This is a genomic window from Bdellovibrionales bacterium, assembly GCA_018266295.1.
Lineage (GTDB): Bacteria > Bdellovibrionota > Bdellovibrionia > Bdellovibrionales > Bdellovibrionaceae > JACMRP01.
Genome location: JAFEAQ010000022.1, coordinates 194,290 through 213,178, shown reverse-complemented (window position 1 = coordinate 213,178; position 18,889 = coordinate 194,290). Strand labels below are relative to the sequence as shown.

The window sequence follows — 18,889 nt, the reverse complement described above, 5'->3', positions numbered from 1 at the left end:
TCTCCTCAAGGCAAGGTCGGGCTTCTGAAGTGTTCTGGCACGACCTTACCACATCGACCGCAATAAACTGTTCGATAGTTAGTCCTAGGCCCTGTCAAAGACCTGTAAAGATCCGGTAAATATTCCGTTAAGTAGACTGAATGACTTACTGGAATAAAGGGAAGAACAGGCAGGTTATGAGTGAAACTCAAGGGGTAGAAATACCCAAGACGATGCTTATCCTCAAATCCAACGTTTCATCGTTGGCAGTGGTAGAAACGTTTTTGCGAAATCGTGGCTGGAGACTTTATTCCACAGCGAATCTCAAAGAGGCCCTCGTTCAAATCGTTTCAAACAAACCTAGCTACATCTTGATCAGCGTTGATCACCCCAATAAAAAAGTCCGCGCTCTTCCTAAACTTCTTGCTCAAGCTTTCCCAGTTGCCTGCATCGCCTTTGCTGAAAATCAAAACTCCACTTCTTTCAAAATGCTGAACGAAGCTGCGACCGAGTATCGTGTGTATCCGCCAGTCACGGGCCCTGCGATCGAGCGTTGCGTGAATAAGTACCTCAAAGATCAACAAACTCGCGCGACTGTTCAGAATGCCAACGACAAGTTCCAAGGTCAGAAAGACGCCGACGGCAACGATATGATCTCCATCAAGGGTGGTGGTAACGGTAATATCGAAATCAAAGGCGGCGGCGAGATGGGTGGCGATGCCGGCAAACTTTTCGCTCAGCTCTTGGGCGAAGAGGGCAGCATCACTACGACCGCGACCAGCAACAAAGTCGATAACAACAACATCGTCGCCACAGCCATTGATGACGACGACGTTCGTCCGACAGAGTCGAATTTTATTCCGACGATGAACTCTGGAAATAAAAATCAGGAAAATTCTCTGCCCCCATACTTGCAAGGCAAAGGAGAGAACTCCGGTGGAATGCAAAATGGGCAGAATGGTTTCGGCCAAACTTACGTGCAAAAAGGCTCCTCGGGGCCTGGTGGCACTTACGTTCCGCCAGCAGGTGGCCAAGGTGGCTTTGGCAATGTTCAAAATCCCAATGGCTTCGGTTCTAATTACATCAACCCGCAAGATGGCGGAAACGGTCAGCCTCGGTATCCAGGGCAGCCTGGCGCTGATGGAGAAAATGGCTGGAGTGGTGGTGCGCCGGGTGCTGAAGGTACTGGCGACAATTCTTCTGGCAAAGACAGCGACGGCATTCCTAAAGAGGGTTTAGGTTCGCGTGAATACCGTCGTCGCCAAGCGGCTTCCAACTGGGCGCCGATGCAAGATGATCGCGCTCACGTCGAGCGCATTAGAGAAAAACGCGCCCGCAGTGATGCCAATCAAACTTTGATCGCTCGTGGAACCCAGAAGTCTCTTGAAGAGTCGGTGATGGTTCGTGATGGAGTTGTTAAAGAAAAGGCCCAGGACAATACCAGTGCCGCGTGCATCATCGTTGAATCCGAGCGTTTTTCGGGATACCTCGTCGCCGTCATGGGTAAAAACCGCAAGATAGACCAGGTGTTTATTGATTCGGTGAAAGCAAAGCTTTTCAAATTCCTCAAAGACAACGGAGAGGAAGTCTCTGATAACGATGGAATGGAAATCAAAATCAAGCAAGTGGACTTCGAGCCTTGGGCGTTGGAGTACGCAGAGTTCTTGCGTAAGTCGGTGCACGAAGGAAACGAAGTGGCGATGGCCTTCTTTCCGCGCCGTCCGATTAAAGCAATCCTTGAAGATTCTCATCAAAAAGACATGGCTAAGATCAGCCTCAATGAACTTCAAGGAGACCGGCAAGTGGAGTTCGATCTCTATGTCTATTTGCCAAACAATAATAAATACGTCCTGTACACTCCCAAGGGCGGGGTCTTTTATAACAAACAAATGGACCGCTTGAAAAAACAAGGTGTCACTCACATGCATGTGCAGAAGGACGCTGTCGCAGCGATTTCAAAGTATCAAGCGCAGAACTATTTGAATGACATGATCGAAGACCATGAGCAAAAACAAGAGGCCGCTGCTCAGCAAGCGGCTCTTGCTGCCAAAATCCGTGCGGCTTAGTTCATTGTGAACTGTCGCACGGCCCTCAGTCCTGAAACATAATCATGACAAATGACACATCTGCATATTCTGGAATTAGCAGGGAATAAAAGCTAAGCTAGAGTCTCATTCTTCTCAGAGAGAGCGAGACAGCCATGAAAATATACTCAGATATTACAAAAACAATCGGCAGAACCCCCCTCGTACAAATGCAACGCCTCGGAAAAGATCTTCCGGGAAAGTTGTTACTGAAGCTTGAATTTTTTAATCCGCTGGGCTCCGTGAAGGATCGCATCGGCATGAATATTATTGAAACTGCGGAACGAGCGGGAAAATTAAAACCGGGCATGGATGTCATTGAGCCGACAAGCGGCAATACCGGCATTGCGCTGGCGTTTATCTGTGCGGCTCGCGGTTACAATCTGACTCTGACAATGCCAGAGACAATGTCGCAAGAGCGTAGAACTTTGTTGCTGCTTTTAGGCGCGAAGATCGTATTGACTCCGGGCCCGCTGGGAATGAAGGGGGCCATTGCTAAGGCGCTCGAGCTCGTTGATAAGAATAAAAATGCATTCATGCCAAGTCAGTTTGAGAACCCGGCAAATCCTGAAATTCACCGTGAAACAACGGCCCTTGAAATTTGGAACGACACCGACGGAAAAGTCGATATCGTCGTCTCAGGTGTTGGGACGGGGGGAACGATCACGGGTGTCGGTCAAGTGCTGAAGGCTAAGAAGCCTGCAGTGAAAATGATCGCAGTTGAGCCGACTGAGAGCCCTGTGCTTTCTGGTGGCAAGCCAGGGCCACACAAAATACAAGGTCTCGCGGCGGGTTTTGTGCCGAAGAATTTCGACAGAAATGTTGTCGACAGTGTTGAAACGATCTCTTCAGAAGACGCGATGAAAATGGCGCGGGAAGTGATTAAAAAAGAAGGCATTCCTGTGGGGATTAGCTCGGGGGCAGCAATCGCTGTAGGACTTCGAGTCGCAGCCAGAGAAGAAAACCGCGGTAAGAACATCGTAGTGATTGTGCCAAGCTATACGGAGCGCTATTTGTCGACCTTGTTGGCGGAACAAGAGCGCAATGAAGCCCAGGCACTTCCAGTGGCCACTGTTTTGGATGAGTACCTTGCCAAAGTCACCTAAGTCGAAGTTATTCACAACGCCTTTTTATGTTCCCTCGGCCCACGAGAGTTTGATCACGATCGGGGCCTATAGCGAAAAAACCTTGCCAGAGAAAAATGTGAAGGTCCTCGTCTGGAATGTGTGGAAGGGGAAAGATCCTCGCTGGGAAGCGGAATTCCGTGACATCATCAAAGGTCATGATCTCGTTCTTTTGCAAGAAGCCATCACCGATCACAAAATGCCGAATATCTGGCGCAATGATTTTTCGCGCTATGCTTGGAATATGGCGGCGAGTTTTCACCTGAACCCCGATCACGCCACCGGCGTGGTGATTGGCGCCCGGGCGGAAAGCTATGACTTAAAATTCGTGCGCACCAAAAGCCGTGAGTTGTTTTTGCTGACACCTAAGATTGCGCTACTATCTCAGTTTAAAATCGAAGGCCGCGAAGACAAGCTCATGGTGATTAATACGCATTCGCTCAATTTCACCACAACGAATTTATTCATTAAATCCATCGAAGAAAAAATCCAACAGATAGAGGCCCACAAAGGGCCACTTATTTTTGCCGGCGATTTTAATACATGGAATACGCGGCGCTGGATTTTACTCGTGCAAATGCTATCACAGCTAAAACTTTATCCAGTGGACTTTAAGGGCGATAATCGATTCTTTAAGTTGGATCATATTTTTGTGCGCGGAATTAATGTCCATGAAAACCAGGTCCTGCACGGCTTTAAAGGCTCCGATCACACTCCGTTAGAAATCATTCTGAGTTTTGAATAGGGCTAAGGATTCCAACTGCGATAACCCGCATTGGCGCCGCTTTTGGCAAGGTCTTGGTTCACTTGCTCGAGGGCTTTTTGAAAGCTGTCAGAAATAAGTCGCTCTTCACTTGAAGACAGCCGCACTTGCGAACTACTCGCGGTGATCAGTTTGACTCCGCCCTGATTGAGCTTCGTTGTTTTCATATCAACCCCAAAGACAATGCCTTTGAGTTTTGCCGGCTCCATCTTATCAGCCAGATTCTTACGGAGGGCTTTTTCGATACTTTCGCCGTGAACCGCCATCTGGGTGCGGGCGGAGGCATCGGCGATATTTTCAGGAATAAACGCCAGGCGGAATTCTGACGAGTATCCCGCATCTGTTAATTTTTGCAGAATTTTTTCTTTTTCAGTATCGCTCAAAAGTTGCTTTGGAATGGCCGTGCAGTCGTCCCCACTACAGATGGTTTTAATGCGGTCTTTGCCGACCACATCCTGGATGACGTTTTTGAAAGTCTCTTTTTGCTTATTAAACTGAGTTGTTATGGCCTTTTCGGATTTGCGAGTTTGAGCGAGGGCCTCATCAAGGCTCTTTGATTCGCTGAGAGCTTTTGCCGTGGCATTTAGGTTTTTAGAGCCCATGCCGGCCATGTCCGCAGAAAGACCGCCGAACTGGGCTTCATCTAAGTGTGAAATCTCGCGCTGAGCAATGTGAATGCTTGGCGAGAACTCGTCGACGGATTTTACATAGGTTTGCATTTTTCGGACGGAAGTTTCAGAGATTTCAGAAAGACCAAAGCGATTTTTAAGGTCTGCTTGAGTTTTCGCGACGTCGTTGCCATTTTTACGGATAATATCAATGGCATCTGCGGAAAGTGTTTTCTTGGTCGTGCCCTCAAGCAGAGATGTGTGTCCCAACTCTGATTGTAATTGCGTGCGCATGGACTCAACCGAGCGCACTTTCATCGTCATTGTGGATTTTAGTTCGGAAGCGGCATAGCTCTGCAGAGAGTTTTCGCTGCTTTGTCGTGAGTATCGGGAAGCAAGACTTGCTTGGTCGGCGGTTTCACCGTAACCGGCGCGGAACCAGTTTTCGGGATGCTCGGATTCTTTGACGATGCCATTTTTAACAACGAAATCCGAAAACTCTTGATTGGTGTCTTTTAAGATCTGATTCAGGCGTTGTTGCAAATCGGGCGGGGCTTGCCCTTTAAAGGCAAAACGGCTGGCTTTAAAATCGGAGTAAGCAACCACCTCAAGATCCGGGAACTCTGCTTTGAGGTCGGCCATGAGTTTTTCAGTTTTAGTTTGCAGAATCTCTTTGTGGTAGTTGGTGAGGCTGGTGACGAGGTTTTTATCCTTCATCGTGTCGTTCAAGTTTTTCATGACGGAGTTTTCGACTTCAAAGAATTTCGTGTTCTTTGGTGCGTTCTCAGCTAAGGCCATCCATTGCAGGTTTTGCTCTTTCGTCGTCGGGGAGTAGTTCAAATACTTGCTAGAGAACTCCGTTTTGCCGATGGATCTGACAGGGGCGCGCACTTCGCGGGCGGCGATTGCGGTGACCTCTTTTTCTTTTTCGACGGCTTCAAGGAGGCGACGGGCTTTGAGGAGTTTTGCGCCTTTGCCAGCGACAAATGTGGGGTCAACGATGGTGGCAAAGATGTAGCACTTGAGTTCCTCTTTCGCAGCAGGCGTGTAGCAGCTATAGCGATGGTATTTTTGTGAAGCAAGTTCGCTGGCCGTCGCCCAAAGCGCCTGGAGTTTTTTTAGACCCTCGTTGGGATCTTTTGTTGCTGCTGGAACTGCATCGGATTTGCCGCCGTAGTTGTAGGCTTTGTAACTTCTTGCAATGGCATCATACTCCACCATGCGGAGAAGTTGATCGGCGGAGTACTTGTTGAGTTCGGCGTCGCTGAGTTTTGCATGATACGGAAAGTCTTTGGTGAGATCCCGCTTACAAGCAATGGATTTGTCGCACGAAGCAACAAAAGCGGCGCGCTTTTCACGATCGGCTTTGATGCGGTCCCAGGCGCCGGTAAAGATCGAGCTAATCGCTTTTGCGGTATCGACGACCGATCCCTTCAGGCCATTCCAGCAGGCAAGGGCTTCATCGGTGGGTGAGTAGGTTTGCTGTTCGCAGAATTCTTTGGCGTTGCAGTTCACGATGAGATCTTTGATCTCAGGATTTTCGGCGGCGATCTTATCACACTCATGAGCCTTTTGATTGATCGCACAGGCCTCGAGCGAGCGGCGCACACCCGTCGACATTTTTGTGCACTTGTTATCGAGGAATTGTTGGCATTCCCCGCGCAAGAACATATTGGTGGAGGCGGGGTCGAAGGCGCTAGCTGGAAGCACGAAGTATAAACAAAGTAATATTGAAATTCCGCTTACAAACCGCATACTTAACTAACGGTCGAAGTTCGCGAAAACTCCAGTCGAAAGTCTAACAAAATTTATTCAAGAAATCTCATTCTGAGATTTTTTAGATTTTCAAAAGCGGGCGGTGGCGCACTTGAGTGAGCAGCGGAATCGTTGCACTCACGATCGCACCTAAAAGCCATACAAAGCCCACTTCAAAGGTCAACTCGCGGCTGTTGAGCATGGCAAAAGCGCCCAAGGATGCCAGAGCAACAGTACCAAGGCTCAAGACAGAGTTCTTTTTTAAGACACTCCACTCGAATTCGCCAAAGACAAACTTAGCAATCCAGAAAGTGGTGCCGAGGTAAAAAGCTCCGCAGAAGCCAAAGCATGCGACGCTGCCGGCTTTCATGAAGTAGTGCATGAGTCCGTGACCGTTAAAGAAAAGTCTTAAGCCAAACTGAGGACACGCCATCAGTGTGAGGAAAGAACTGACGAGGTGAACCAGGCCGAGCTTGATTGCGACACGAGAGAGTGACGGAAAAATTTCTTTTTTGAGATTGTCGAGAGCTTCCGGAGCGAGCTGAGCATGACCGGATTCTAAAAAGGATTCGAAATCTTTCATAGGTCACCTCCAGTGATTTTGCCAGCGTGTTTCTTGCGTAGAAACTTTAAGCTCCGGCTGACGATTTGCCTGATATTGCTTTCGCTTTCGTTGAGTTTTTTAGCAATTTCCTCGTACTCAAGTTCGTTAATGTATCGGTCCTCAACGATCTGGCGTTCTTTGTCGGAAAGATCCGCCATGATATGTGAGACCTCTTCACTCTGCTCTCTATTAGGAGCTTGTGATGGGGTTTGTGACACGGAATCGTCAAATTCTGCAAAATCTTTAACTTCGCGTAATCTATAGTCTTTTAGCTCTGACCTGGAGATCACATAAAGCCATGCCAGGGCTGCATACTTTGGATTGTATTTTGAGCGCTTCCGATAAATTTGCATAAAAACAATTTGAACCAGGTCTTGAGCTTGCTCGCCATTGAGGCCGCGTTTCAACGCATAGTTATAGACTTTATTAGAGTGGCGTTTAAAAAAATGATCAAGCGCACTGTCATCGCCCTGTGCAAGACTCAGTAGTAAATCTTGATCATTTTTCGCTGTCATAGCCTTCCCTAAAAAGGATACTATAGTTGAACTTATGGCAGAAACACAACAAGAGTCTCACGCTGCAAATACCAGAGAAGAAAGTCGCTTGCTCAGAGCCATTGCGCTGATTGAGGCAGAGAGCACCAGCAAAAGCCTTACGCTCGGAGAGCTCGTCGACTTATTGGGCGAGATGGGGCATGGAGTTCTCATTCTGCTTTTGTGTCTATTCTTTCTTCAGCCAATCCCGTTGCCGGGAATTTCCACGCCCATCGGAATCATCATTATCATTTCTTCGACCTTGCAGTTTTTAAATCAGAAACCATGGATTCCACGGCGATTTCGCGATCGTGAGATCCCGCAAAAAGCTCTGCATAAAATTTCGGGAATTGCCCGGAAAATCTGGTCGCGTCTGGAAAAATACCTGCATCCTAGACTGTTGTTTTTAACCCGCGCTCGCGCGTTTCGGTTCGTTAACTTGTTACTTCTGATTGTGAGCGCATTCTTGCTGGCGTTGCCTTTGCCGATTCCCTTTAGCAACACCGTTCCTGCGATTGTGATTTTGTCGATTGTTTTTGCTCAGTTGGAAGACGATGGCTTTCTCATTCTTTTTAGCTACGCGGCTTCGTGCTTGATGCTACTTTTCTTCTACTCGCTCGGTGCCGGCGCGTGGAGTTTTGCGCAAAGACCTTGGGCCAGCCCCTTTTAAATCCGTAGCAGTCTTGAAAACCCGGGATATAATAGAATCATCTTTCGTAAGAACCCCAAGGTGATTCCCCATGATTTTCGGTCGAAGCGTTCGTAGTACAGAGCAAAGCCTCAAGCTTTCGAATCTGGATGCATTTCTTTATAGCTTGATGGTTGGTGCCGGGGAATCCTATCTGCCGGCGTACTCGCTGTCGATCGGAATGGGCGAGGCCTTTGCGGGAATTCTGGCTTCGCTGCCGCTTGTGAGTGGCGCGCTTCTGCAACTTGTGACTCCGCGACTCCTTCATAAAGTTCATTCACACAAGTACTGGGTGGTGCTCTCAACAGCGTTGCAAGCCACGGCATTCTTGCCGTTAATTTATTTCTCTGCAACGCGGGCGCCGAATTTCTGGATTATGTTTTTTATTCTGACACTGTATTGGGGAGCGGGCTTCTCGGCGGGTTCGGCGTGGAATTTCTGGATGGGGCAGCTCGTGCCGGAAAATCGCAGTAGCAAGTTTTTCTCAGTTCGCAATCGCATTCAGCAATTCGGAATTCTTTTTGGCATTGTCGGCGGTGGAGTGGCTTTGCACAACAAAGTCTCTCTCGGCCCGTTCACCTCGGTCTTTACGATGCTCTTTGTGTTTGCGTTTATTTGTCGTCTGACGTCGTCGCTGGTTCTTTCAAGGAAAATGTATCAGAGCGAGTGGGTGCTGAAAGATCAAGTGCATCGTTTGCGAGATTCCTGGAAAGTCTTCTGGAGCGGAAAGCACAAGAAGCGCTTCTTTGCGTATCTGGTGCCGTATCAGATCGCGGTTTACGTGTCTTCTCCGTTTGTTACTCCCTACATGCTGGCGCAAATGAAAATGAATTACGGCCAGTACATGGGGGCCATTGCGGCTCTGATGGTGGGTAAGATTATTTCTTTATCTATTATGCAAAGTCTTAAAGGCAACTTTGACGGCTTTAAGGTCATGATCGCGGGCCTGCTTTTAGTGTCGCCACTGCCGGCACTCTGGGCGGTGAGTGAAAGTTACTACTACGTGGTGGCTTTGCAAATCATGAGTGGCATGGGCTGGGCATGCTTTGAAAATGGCCTGTCGCTGGTTTTCTTTAAAGACCTTCGCCAAGACGAGAAGGTTCCGGTGATTACGATTTATAATCTTTTAAATTCACTCGCCATCATTATCGGAACTTTCTTCGGAGCCCGGGTGCTCAGTGCTTTTGGTGCGGAGAAGACGGTTTACTGGAGTCTGTTTGCCGGGGGCGCGCTTTTGCGTGTGATCTTCTGCATCCCCGTGGTGAAGCAGTCTCGTAACTGGAAAAAGATTTCCGATCAAGAGCACGAAGCCGTGCTAAAAGCGTCTTAAAAATTCTTTATGAGTATTTTTATCTGCGTAAGGGTCTGCAGTCTCTGCCAGATCCGCTTCGCTATAACCGGAGAAAAGGCCCTTCACGGTGATTTCGGATTTTTCTTCGTTCAATGAAAAACGGATGCGCCAGGTTTTATAGGCCAGCACAAAGTCATCGCCGTCAGCGACGACCCGTTTTTTATCACTATTTGTCGGATCGTACTCCAGCTGATTGAGAATAAAATCTTCGAGCTGAGAAACTCCACGGGACTTCAGGAAATCAATCTGCTCGCGCGCCGACTGTGATAACAGAACTGCGTACTTTTGCGGAGTTCCTAGCCAGCCGGTTTTTGACTCCGGAAAGGCGTCTGCATACGGAAGATAAGGTTTAATATCAAGGATCGGAGAGCCATCCAGCAGATCTGCGCCTTCGACATAAATCTTGAGGCCGTCGATTTTAAGAAGCTTTACGCAACTCATGCCAATCGGGTTCGGACGATAGGGGGCACGTGTTGCAAAGACGCCGACCTTTTTGTCGCTGCCACGTGGTGGGAGGACCTTTGGCTTCCAGTGAGTCGTGTTGTGATGGAACACATAGATGAGCCACAGGCGCTCAATGCCTTCGAGATCCTCAAGGGCCTGTTCAAACTGTTGGCCAGGTTGTAAGCGAATTTCGCCAATAGTGGCAATGCGATCGAGCGGCTGGCGAGCGGCCTCGTAAGGAGCTTTGGCATCGGAATGGTAAGTTCCAATTGGCTCGAAATTCACGACGGGCTCCCGGCAGAATTCCCTGATGAGCTCCACTGGCGGGAAAACTCGTAAGTCGCAATCGCAGCCGCCACACTGACATTGAGAGAATTTTTTTGCCCGCGAAGTTCAATTTTACGGACTTCATTGCAAAGGCTTAGCGACTCGGGATCAATACCGAAGCGCTCATTGCCGAGAACAAACGCCGTGGGACCTTGAACAAAGGTCTTCTGCAAAGGAACTGCGTGCGAGGTCGTCTCAAGGCCCACGACGTGATAGCCCTGCGCACGGAGCGAAGTCAGAACGTCATTGAGCCTAAGAACTTCTTCCCATTCAATCAGCTCGGCCGTTCCCATCGAGGTTTTAGCGAGCTTGTCTTGTGTCGGCAGGGGCGTATAGCCGCAGAGATAAATCTTGCTGACACCAAAGCACTCAGCGGTGCGGAAGATCGAACCTACGTTGAAAGCCGAGCGTAAGTTATGAAGAACGAAAACAAGAGGAATCTTTTCGACGGCTTTTGCGGTGCCGTCTTCGGAGTAAATCAGAAACTCATCATCGCGCAGTTCTTTTTGCAGCAGGCGCTCAATCGGTACGATCCATGAAGTGAATTGTTTGAGCGTCATGCCCTCATGCAGATGCGGAGCGATCGCGCCGATTTTCTGAAAGACGTGCTCTTCGTGGCTCACGAAGGCTTGTAGCGCTTCTTGGATAGGGCTGAGCTCCTCTGGACTAAAGCGGGGGTTCGGGCCTTTTTTCTCAAGGTCCAGCATGAGTTTATGGATGTGTTGAAGGGCTTTTAAGTCCTTAGGATTCATAGGGAATCTTTTAGGCCGAGACAGGGTCCTCGGTCAATTCTTAGCCTTTAAAAGGCGCCTATTTCAGCCGAAAAGGGAGGCATGCTGGAAAAAATGACCGCCGCTGATCACTATGAACTGATTAAACTCTTGGGGCTTTTAGTAGACCCCAAGGAGTTTTCTCATGATCAGGGTTGGATGCATTTTAAGATCAAAGAACCTAGCCCGGGCGTATTTGAGTTTAGAAAAGACAACCGGGTCTTTGACGGCGACCAATGGGATTTTGCTATGGAGGCCGCTAGCGAAGGTTTGTTTTATGGCTTCGTTCAGGTTGATCCTTTCGAAACAACCCTGGGAATTCGCGCGCCACAGATGATGGCGGAGTTTGTTTTGGAAAAAGGGCAGTGGGTATTGCGCGAAGTGGATGATTTTAATATTCGCGAAAGATCTGTTGCTGAACGCCGTTTTGAAATCGGCAAAGACTGGCAACAGATTATAAAATTTCTTGCTAACTCATAGGCTCATATCCACTTTTTAATTTTAAGCTCTTGCGATGTTCTTGACATAGATGAAGTATTCTTCCCACCGGATCTTTGGGGGCGCCATTTTTTTTGTAATTATCATTAACATATTTGATGAGATCGGAAGCATAGCTTTCAAACCGCACTCCATAGTGAGGTGTGTATAGCTGAAAAAATATAGGCTGAACTTTCGCAATTTCAGAGCCCACCTTGCTTTGCGAACTAAAAGCGATAAGGCTTTCCGATTTAATTTTGAAGCAAATTTCAAACTCCATATTTGGCTGGGGATGGCTTTGCGCCAGATAATTCCGAAGTTCGACGTAGTCGCGGACGATTTCCGAATGGCCGGACATAAAAACTCCCTGTTTTCTTTTGGAAAAACAGGGAGTGGTATTGCAAACAGTATGCTCGGTTTAAATTATTTTACACGCTGACCGGTCTTGGCGCCCGCGTCCGGAGAAAGAACGAACAGGTCACTGCCGCCTTCACCCGCTGCGAGCACCATGCCCTCAGACATGCCGAATTTCATCTTGCGAGGAGCCAGGTTCACGCAGACCAAAACCTGACGGCCTTTGAGCTTGTCAGGTGCGTAAGCAGCCTTGATGCCGGAGATGATCTGACGGATTTCTCCACCGCCAATATCAATTTTGAGGCGAAGGAGTTTATCAGCTTCTTTGATTTCTTCAGCATCAACCACGGTGCCCACGCGGAGATCGACTTTCATGAAGTCATCAAAAGTGATTTCGCCGGACTTGCCATCTGTGCTAGCAGAGGTTGCAGCTGCCGCTGGCTTTGGTGCTGCCGTGCTGGCGGCTTTCTTTTCAGCCGCGACTTTTTCGTTCAAGGCTTTGGCTTCTTCAACCATGGCCTTCACTTTGTCAGCTTCTACGCGGCTTGCAAGATGTTCGTAATCTTGAATTGTCGCGTTTGTGAGAACCTTTTTCGTGTCAGCCCATTGATAAGGCTTTTCACCGAAGAGTTTTTCAACTTTCGCTGTGTAATGCGGAAGAACCGGCTTTAGATAAATTGCTAAAATACGGAAGACATTCAAAGTCGTCGTCAAAACCTCTTTCGTGCCTTTTGGATCGGCCTCGAGAGTTTTCCACGGAGCTTTTTCGTCAAAGTACTGATTGGCTTTATCCGCAAGCGCGCGAATCTCATTCGTCGCTTTGACGAAATCGCGAGCCTCGTAGTATTTCGCGATCTCTTCGGATTTTTCCTGGGCATAGCGAATGAGATCAGCCCCTTGAGCATCCGGAGATGTCATGACACCGTCCATTTTCTTTTTCAGCATCTGCGCGCCACGGGAGGCAAGATTTGTGATCTTACCCACGAGGTCTGAATTCACGCGAGTCACGAAGTCTTCAAGATTGAGATCAATGTCTTCGGCCGTGCCATTTAGTTTTGTTGCATAGTAGTAGCGCAAGAATTCAGGATTCAAATGATTCAAGTAAGTGCGAGCCGCGATGAAAGTGCCTTTTGATTTCGACATCTTTTCGCCATTCACCATCAAGTGACCGTGAACGAAGACGTGATTTGGCGCACGGAAATCCGCCGCCTTCAAGAAGGCTGGCCAGAAGATCGTGTGGAAACGGGCAATGTCTTTGCCGATAAAGTGATAAACTTCACGGGCAGGGTCCTGCCAAATGTCGTTCAAGGTTTTGCCTTGCTTACGAGCCCATTGCTCGGTTGAAGACATATAACCCATCGGGGCGTCCACCCACACGTAGAAGAACTTCTTGTTATTCGTTCCTGGAATCGGGAAGCCGAAGTAAGGTTCATCGCGGGAGATGTCGATGTCGTGAAGATCTTCATTGAACCACTCGAGCATCTTTTTGCCGATATCAGTCGCTGTGTGTTTTGGGATCCACTCTTCGAGGTATTTTTTGTAATCGTTGAGCTTGAAGAAAATACTTTCGCTGTCTTTCAAAACCGGCGGAGTTCCGCAAAGTGAACAGTGCACGTCCTTCATGTCAGACGGAGCATAGGTTGCGCCACACACGTCACAAGAATCGCCGTATTGGTCTTTAGCGCCGCAATTCGGGCACGTGCCCTTTACGAAGCGATCTGGTAAGAACATCTTATCGTGATTGCAATAGAGCTGCTTAATTGCGCGCGTGACGATGTGGCCGCCTTCTTTGAACTTTGCATAGAAGTGCTCAATGAGCTTGCGGTTTTCGTCTGAGTTGGTTGAACCATAGTGAGCGAACTCCACTTGGAAGTCGCGGAAGTCCGCCGTGTGCTCTTCGTAAGATTTTGCAATGAGCTGCTCTGGAGTAATACCTTGTTCGCGGGCTTTTACCATGATCGGTGTGCCGTGGGTGTCATCAGCGCAGATGTAAGTGCACTGATGGCCGCGCATATTTTGGAAGCGGTTCCAGTAATCGGCTTGAAGGTACTCCACTAAGTGGCCAATATGGATGTAACCATTGGCGTAGGGGAGAGCCGTCGTCATCAGAATTTTGCGTGGTGATGAAGAAGTTGCGTCCAGGAGGCCTCCCTTTTTGGTTATTTGAACTCTATGACTCCCGAGCTCAAGTGATACAAAGCTGTCTGAATTTTTACCTCACCAGAGTTCACTGCGTCACGCACGATTTGTGATGTATCCACTAAATCTTTTGCGATTCTAATCACATTACTATGGGCTCCCTGCGTCAGCGCGGCTATTTATGGTCCAGGCAGTGACGCATAAATTATTTTCCTCCGCAGGTTAAAGCGATTACCATAAGACATCGTACTCATCCGCATGTTTTAAAACTGGAACCGTAAATAGGAGTCTTTGTGAGCATTCCTCTTCTGTCGTCCGATGATATTTTTAAAAAACTAAGCCTTTACTCCTATGAACAAAAAAAGACTTATCTCGCGATGTACTCTTCTTGGTATGGCGGGATTGTGCGTGATCCTTCTTTAATGATGGTTCCTGTGGATGACCACTTGGTCCATCGTGGTGATGGGGTGTTTGAGGCTATGAAGGTCGTTCAGGGGAAGGTATACCTCATGAACGACCACTTGGATCGTCTTGAAACTTCAGCGGCTCAGCTTTCAATTGCGTGGCCTTTTTCACGCGAAAAGCTCGTGGAGATCGTGCACGAGACGGTGAAGGCGTCGGGAGCCGGTGACGCAATCGTGCGTTTATTTATGGCGCGCGGGCCGGGTGGTTTTACGACAAATCCTTACGACTCGGTCGGCACGCAATTGTATTGTGTCGTGACGGCTTTTAAAGCCATGCCTGAAGCGAAATACACTGAAGGGGCGCTGATTGGTAAAAGCGCGGTGCCGCCGAAAGATCCTTGGTTTGCAGTGATTAAGTCCTGTAACTATCTTCCGAATGTGATGATGAAAAAAGAAGCCGTGGATCGAAAGTTGGATTTTACGATCGGTTTTGACTCTCAGGGGTTTGTCACTGAAGGCAGTACAGAGAATATCATTCTTGTGAACTCGCATGGCGAGCTTGTGCGTCCGCACTTACGTCAGATCTTGCGTGGCACCACGATGATGCGAGCGTTGCACTTAGCAAGCGATCTCGTTCGCCAAGGCCAAGTCAAGGGTGTCGTTGAAAAAGATCTGCATGAGAAGGACTTACTCTCTGCCAAAGAAGTCATGATGGTGGGGACTACTTTGGATGTATTGCCAGTGACTTCGTACGAAGGGCAGAAAATCGGTGAGGGCAAAGTGGGCTTTGTCGCGCAAACTCTGCGCCGTCTTCTTCGTGAAGATATGAAATAGAGAGTCTTTGGGGTAAATGGTCTATAAGACGAGAAGGTCGTCTTATAGACGACTCGATAGAGTGGGTGTTTCTTGCAAATGGTATAATATACGAGCGAGTCGTCTATTATACCATTTGGTTCAGGGGTTAGATTTCGAGTTGGATTTTTTCTAAGAGCTCTGGATCGCTCAAAACAGCTTCGCCGCCTTTAGCAATCGCAGTCAGTGGACTTTCAGCGACACGGACTTCAAGGCGCACTTCGTTTTGAATGCGTAAATCCAAATCGCGGATCAAAGCGCCGCCGCCGGCAAGGACGATGCCATTTTCAATGATATCTGAAACCAACTCTGGCGGCGTGTTTTCAATCGCTCTGTGAACAGCATCGATAATTTCTTGAATCGCATCGTTCATCGCAAAGCCGACTTCTTCGGAAGAGACTTCGATGGTTTTCGTCAAACCCGTATCCACATCGCGGCCGCTAGCAGTGGCTGTGTGAATGTCTTTTTTAGGAACGGCTGTGCCGATAGAAACTTTCAAGTACTCCGCCGTAGCTTCAGAGATAATGAATTTCTTGTAGCGTTTGAAGTAATCTGCGATGGCCTCATCAAGTCTGTGACCACCAACGCGAACCGCTTGGCAGTACACGATATCAGCAAGGGCGATCACGGCCACTTCCGTCGTGCCACCACCGATGTCGATCACCATGTTGCCTTTAGCAGCTTTCACTGGAATGCCGGCACCGATCGCCGCCGCCATGGGCTCGTCGATCAGGAATACTTGCTTAGCGCCTGCCCATTTGCAGGCTTCAACCACGGCGCGCTTTTCAACGTCCGTCACGCCATAAGGCAAAGACACAACAACACGTGGGCGAGAGAAGACAGATTTCACACCCGGTTTGCTGAGGAAGTGTCTTAGCATCGTCTGAGTGGTTTCAAAGTCAGCGATCACGCCGTCACGGATGGGTTTTTGCGCAATGATATTGCCCGCGGTTTTTGCGAGCTTCTCTTGGGCATCGACTCCGACGCCCATGATTTTCTTTTTGCCGGGGCTTGGTTGGGTGTAGGCGATCAGAGAAGGTTCGTTGAGAATGATGCCTTTTCCGCGAGCGGCGATCAGCGTATTGGCTGTCCCCAGGTCAACGTAAATATCAGCAGCAGCGTTAGAGTCGGATTTCGTTAACCAAGAGAAAAGCTCCATACTATTCAAAAAGTCCTTTGCTGGAATCAAACGGGAAAGTCACAGTCCCGGAGATATATGAATAAGAATCGTTGAGTTCGATTCCAGCTTCAAGGCCAAAATACATTTTTGGAATCTCAGGCGATTTATATTCTGTACCGAACACGACTTGTGAGCCGGTGAAGTTTTTCTCTTTGGTGTTGGTGAAGTCCAGAGCCACCGCCGCGTACGGAGTAAACAGGCCGTTATCGGTGTTTACTTTTTTCGAGAAAATAGGTGCTAATTGCAGAGTTAGGAAGTTTTCTGAATCCTTCCGTGCAAAGAAACCGCCGGCACGGAAACCAATTCCAGGTTGGTTATCAACATCCGGAAATGGCACGTACTTGAAGGTCGCTCCGACGTTAAAGTCGATGACACCGGCCCCCAGCCACAGACGTCCTGAGGTTGAGTCAGAAAAGGGAGCATCAAAGAACGCGGTCACGTTGGTGCCGCCCCCTTTGTTGGTCAAAAACTGTGGTTCAAAACCGAGTTGGTAGTAAGTCGCAGGCGGAAGCTCCGCGGTCTCGCTGATGGTGAGGTAAGCTAGAGATGATGACGAAACAAGCAGCATGCCCATAATGAGTGTCCAACGGCCGAATAAAACTCTCATGAGACCTTCCTTTCTAGTTAAAGTAAGATGTTAACGACTCGACTTATGTTTGACAAGACATTGAAGTGTTGGGACTTTTAAAAGATGTCGACAAACTTGCCCCAAGCTTTACCGTTAAGTCTTGTAGTTGTGACCCTCAACGAAGAAGCGAATATCGAACGTTGTCTGCGTTCGGTGCCTTTTGCCTCCGATGTTGTGGTGGTGGATAGTTTCTCTACCGACCGGACGGCTGAAATTGCTCAAAACTTGGGCGCAAAGGTGATCCAAGAAAAGTGGCGAGGCTATGGCCCGCAAAAAGCTTTTGCCGTTTCTCAGGCTAAAAACGACTGGATTCTGTCGCTGGATGCCGATGAGGCTCTGAGCCCTGAGTTGCAGCAAGAAATTCTTGAGAAGTTTGCGAATCTGAATCCTGAAGTGGGCTATGAAATTCCACGCCGGAGCTATCACCTCGGCCGCTGGATCAACCATGGCGGATGGTACCCGGATGCGCAGCTCAGGCTATTTAATCGTAAGCATTCACAGTGGTCGGAAGCAGCCTTACATGAAAAAGTTCAAGTAAAGTCTAAAGAGCGTTTAAGTCATGACATGCTTCACTGGGTGTTTGAGGATCTGAGCGATCAGGTGCTGACAAATGATAAGTACTCCAGCCTTGGCGCGGGGAATTTGGCCAACGCCGGGAAGAACTTTTCTTTGCTAAAACTCATCTTTAAACCGTGGTCCAAGTTTGTGGAATGTTACTTCTTAAAGCTCGGCTTTTTGGATGGCCTCCCGGGATTTATCATCGCGGTGGGGGCGGGGTATTCGATTTTCCTTCGCCATGCCAAACTCTGGGAAATCAAGATGAGAAAGAAGAAAGCATGAGAACTTTAAGTTTTACTTTATGTTTTACGACCTTCTTGATGGTGAGTGCAGCGGGGGCTGCTCCGAGGTATCCGCTGGTGACGGAGATCCAAGGCAAAGTGCATTGGACTGATAAAGATAAAAAAGATGGAAAGCTGAAAGCAAAGCACGTGCTGATTGAACAGGCGGCGCTGGAGACGGCGGAAAAGTCCGAGGTCGTGGTGCAAATCGATGAGCACCGGACTTTGCGCCTTTTACCAAATAGCCGTGTCGAGTTCCCTTCTATCAGCTGGGAGACCGGCGACAGTCCCTTAGTGGTTTTGAAATTCGGTTCGATCCGCTGGAAGGAAGAGCCGGGGAAAAAGTACAACATTGCTCTACGGTCGGACCTGTTTGAGTTCATTAGCCCCGTGGGTGACGTGGTTTTGCGCTACGATCCCAAGACGGCCGTTGCCGAAGCCAAGGTCATTAAAGGCTCGATGGAGTTTTCAGCGATGAATGCCGAAGACAGTGCGCTGGTGATGGAAGGCCAAAAGGTGCAGTTCCAAGGCGTGCGCGAAAACGACGAGATCGTTTACGATGTGCTTTTGAAGGGTAAAAAAATCCCGCGGGGGAAATTGGGCCTTGTGCAGCCATTTTCGGCGGAGGAAAAGAATCTCTACTCGGAAGTGCGTCTAAAGAAAGAGGCCGAGGCTCGCCACAAAAAAGAGGCGGCCGAGAAAAAGGCGTTAGAAAAACCGCACGACAAGAATGCGATCTGTGCGCAGCCTGACGGCCGGTTGAACCAGTGCGCCTGGGTTTGTGAGAACAACCCGAAAAAAGAGAAGAAAGCCTGTCGCCTGGATCTTGCGGAAGTGCAGTGTTTGCGCAAGCGCTGTAACGCCAACGGGGAGTGGGCAGAGGCGACCGAAGTTCCTAAAGACAAGGCCGGCGCTCTTTGTGGAGTCCGCCCTGTGGTTAAAGAGTGTGACTATTAATTCATCATTTTTGCCGTAAAATCGGCTAT

The 18,889-nt window shown here is 48.7% G+C and carries 17 protein-coding genes and 1 pseudogene; 9 read left to right on the top strand and 9 right to left on the bottom strand.

Going from position 1 to position 18,889, the window contains the following annotated elements; genetic code table 11:
- Positions 1–176: 176 nt before the first annotated feature.
- From JSU04_20500 to JSU04_20490, 3 genes are all read left to right on the top strand, one after another.
- The gene (locus JSU04_20500; protein MBS1972699.1) at positions 177–2,045 is read left to right on the top strand and encodes a hypothetical protein; all 1,869 of its coding nucleotides are present in this window, start codon (positions 177–179) and stop codon (positions 2,043–2,045) included.
- A gap of 134 nt (positions 2,046–2,179) precedes the next feature.
- Positions 2,180–3,169, top strand: coding sequence for a cysteine synthase A (gene cysK / locus JSU04_20495; protein MBS1972698.1), 990 nt, complete (start codon positions 2,180–2,182; stop codon positions 3,167–3,169).
- Positions 3,153–3,932 carry an endonuclease/exonuclease/phosphatase family protein gene (locus tag JSU04_20490; GenBank protein MBS1972697.1) on the top strand — a complete coding sequence of 260 codons (780 nt, stop codon included), beginning with the start codon at positions 3,153–3,155 and terminating at the stop codon, positions 3,930–3,932. The genes cysK and JSU04_20490 overlap by 17 nt, the downstream gene beginning before the upstream one ends.
- Before the next feature lie 2 nt (positions 3,933–3,934).
- Here JSU04_20490 and JSU04_20485 read toward each other — a convergent pair whose 3' ends face one another.
- From JSU04_20485 to JSU04_20475, 3 genes are all read right to left on the bottom strand, one after another.
- On the bottom strand, positions 3,935–6,178 hold the full coding sequence (locus JSU04_20485) for a hypothetical protein (GenBank protein ID MBS1972696.1): 2,244 nt from the start codon (positions 6,176–6,178) through the stop codon (positions 3,935–3,937).
- A gap of 217 nt (positions 6,179–6,395) precedes the next feature.
- Positions 6,396–6,896 carry a hypothetical protein gene (locus JSU04_20480; protein MBS1972695.1) on the bottom strand — a complete coding sequence of 167 codons (501 nt, stop codon included), beginning with the start codon at positions 6,894–6,896 and terminating at the stop codon, positions 6,396–6,398.
- On the bottom strand, positions 6,893–7,432 hold the full coding sequence (locus tag JSU04_20475) for a sigma-70 family RNA polymerase sigma factor (protein ID MBS1972694.1): 540 nt from the start codon (positions 7,430–7,432) through the stop codon (positions 6,893–6,895). Before JSU04_20475 ends, JSU04_20480 begins: the two co-directional genes overlap by 4 nt.
- A 34-nt stretch (positions 7,433–7,466) precedes the next feature.
- Here JSU04_20475 and JSU04_20470 point away from each other — a divergent pair, with 34 nt between their 5' ends.
- Together JSU04_20470 and JSU04_20465 are read left to right on the top strand one after the other, a co-directional pair.
- On the top strand, positions 7,467–8,120 hold the full coding sequence (locus JSU04_20470; GenBank protein ID MBS1972693.1) for an exopolysaccharide biosynthesis protein: 654 nt from the start codon (positions 7,467–7,469) through the stop codon (positions 8,118–8,120).
- A gap of 70 nt (positions 8,121–8,190) precedes the next feature.
- Positions 8,191–9,468 (top strand): MFS transporter, encoded by a 1,278-nt coding sequence (locus JSU04_20465; protein MBS1972692.1) that lies wholly within the window; start codon positions 8,191–8,193, stop codon positions 9,466–9,468.
- Here JSU04_20465 and tsaA read toward each other — a convergent pair.
- On the bottom strand, positions 9,454–10,218 hold the full coding sequence (gene tsaA, locus JSU04_20460; GenBank protein MBS1972691.1) for a tRNA (N6-threonylcarbamoyladenosine(37)-N6)-methyltransferase TrmO: 765 nt from the start codon (positions 10,216–10,218) through the stop codon (positions 9,454–9,456). The two genes, JSU04_20465 and tsaA, sit on opposite strands and share 15 nt — an antisense overlap.
- Positions 10,215–11,012 carry an RNA methyltransferase gene (locus JSU04_20455; protein MBS1972690.1) on the bottom strand — a complete coding sequence of 266 codons (798 nt, stop codon included), beginning with the start codon at positions 11,010–11,012 and terminating at the stop codon, positions 10,215–10,217. Before JSU04_20455 ends, tsaA begins: the two co-directional genes overlap by 4 nt.
- An 81-nt stretch (positions 11,013–11,093) precedes the next feature.
- Here JSU04_20455 and JSU04_20450 point away from each other — a divergent pair, with 81 nt between their 5' ends.
- The gene (locus tag JSU04_20450; GenBank protein MBS1972689.1) at positions 11,094–11,510 is read left to right on the top strand and encodes a hypothetical protein; all 417 of its coding nucleotides are present in this window, start codon (positions 11,094–11,096) and stop codon (positions 11,508–11,510) included.
- Here JSU04_20450 and JSU04_20445 read toward each other — a convergent pair.
- A complete protein-coding gene (locus JSU04_20445) occupies positions 11,500–11,865 on the bottom strand; it encodes a hypothetical protein (GenBank protein MBS1972688.1) in 366 nt (121 codons plus the stop codon). The genes JSU04_20450 and JSU04_20445 overlap by 11 nt on opposite strands.
- Positions 11,866–11,930: 65 nt before the next feature.
- Positions 11,931–13,967, bottom strand: a complete 2,037-nt coding sequence (gene metG / locus JSU04_20440; GenBank protein MBS1972687.1) for a methionine--tRNA ligase — start codon at positions 13,965–13,967, stop codon at positions 11,931–11,933.
- A gap of 326 nt (positions 13,968–14,293) precedes the next feature.
- Between metG and JSU04_20435 the strand changes: the two genes are divergently transcribed.
- Positions 14,294–15,238 carry an aminotransferase class IV gene (locus tag JSU04_20435; protein ID MBS1972686.1) on the top strand — a complete coding sequence of 315 codons (945 nt, stop codon included), beginning with the start codon at positions 14,294–14,296 and terminating at the stop codon, positions 15,236–15,238.
- A 127-nt stretch (positions 15,239–15,365) separates the two neighbouring features.
- On the opposite strand, the gene JSU04_20430 is transcribed toward JSU04_20435, so the two are convergent.
- Positions 15,366–16,415, bottom strand: a complete 1,050-nt coding sequence (locus JSU04_20430; GenBank protein ID MBS1972685.1) for a rod shape-determining protein — start codon at positions 16,413–16,415, stop codon at positions 15,366–15,368.
- Between the two features lies 1 nt (position 16,416).
- Positions 16,417–17,043, bottom strand: a complete 627-nt coding sequence (locus JSU04_20425) for a hypothetical protein (GenBank protein ID MBS1972684.1) — start codon at positions 17,041–17,043, stop codon at positions 16,417–16,419.
- Between the two features lie 27 nt (positions 17,044–17,070).
- On the opposite strand from JSU04_20425, the pseudogene JSU04_20420 reads away from it, so the two are divergent.
- Positions 17,071–17,904: pseudogene (locus JSU04_20420) on the top strand (glycosyltransferase family 2 protein).
- Between the two features lie 38 nt (positions 17,905–17,942).
- Positions 17,943–18,860, top strand: coding sequence for a hypothetical protein (locus JSU04_20415; protein MBS1972683.1), 918 nt, complete (start codon positions 17,943–17,945; stop codon positions 18,858–18,860).
- The last annotated feature ends 29 nt before the right edge of the window (positions 18,861–18,889 follow it).

Excerpts from the sequence above, each read along its gene's own strand:
- JSU04_20500 (MBS1972699.1), top strand. The coding sequence starts at position 177 with ATGAGTGAAACTCAAGGGGTAGAAATACCCAAGACGATGCTTATCCTC.
- cysK (MBS1972698.1), top strand. The coding sequence starts at position 2,180 with ATGAAAATATACTCAGATATTACAAAAACAATCGGCAGAACCCCCCTC.
- JSU04_20485 (MBS1972696.1), bottom strand. The coding sequence starts at position 6,178 with ATGTCGACGGGTGTGCGCCGCTCGCTCGAGGCCTGTGCGATCAATCAA.
- JSU04_20480 (MBS1972695.1), bottom strand. The coding sequence starts at position 6,896 with ATGAAAGATTTCGAATCCTTTTTAGAATCCGGTCATGCTCAGCTCGCT.
- JSU04_20475 (MBS1972694.1), bottom strand. The coding sequence starts at position 7,432 with ATGACAGCGAAAAATGATCAAGATTTACTACTGAGTCTTGCACAGGGC.
- JSU04_20470 (MBS1972693.1), top strand. The coding sequence starts at position 7,467 with ATGGCAGAAACACAACAAGAGTCTCACGCTGCAAATACCAGAGAAGAA.
- JSU04_20465 (MBS1972692.1), top strand. The coding sequence starts at position 8,191 with ATGATTTTCGGTCGAAGCGTTCGTAGTACAGAGCAAAGCCTCAAGCTT.
- JSU04_20455 (MBS1972690.1), bottom strand. The coding sequence starts at position 11,012 with ATGAATCCTAAGGACTTAAAAGCCCTTCAACACATCCATAAACTCATG.
- JSU04_20450 (MBS1972689.1), top strand. The coding sequence starts at position 11,094 with ATGCTGGAAAAAATGACCGCCGCTGATCACTATGAACTGATTAAACTC.
- JSU04_20445 (MBS1972688.1), bottom strand. The coding sequence starts at position 11,865 with ATGTCCGGCCATTCGGAAATCGTCCGCGACTACGTCGAACTTCGGAAT.
- metG (MBS1972687.1), bottom strand. The coding sequence starts at position 13,967 with ATGACGACGGCTCTCCCCTACGCCAATGGTTACATCCATATTGGCCAC.
- JSU04_20430 (MBS1972685.1), bottom strand. The coding sequence starts at position 16,415 with ATGGAGCTTTTCTCTTGGTTAACGAAATCCGACTCTAACGCTGCTGCT.
- JSU04_20425 (MBS1972684.1), bottom strand. The coding sequence starts at position 17,043 with ATGAGAGTTTTATTCGGCCGTTGGACACTCATTATGGGCATGCTGCTT.
- JSU04_20415 (MBS1972683.1), top strand. The coding sequence starts at position 17,943 with ATGGTGAGTGCAGCGGGGGCTGCTCCGAGGTATCCGCTGGTGACGGAG.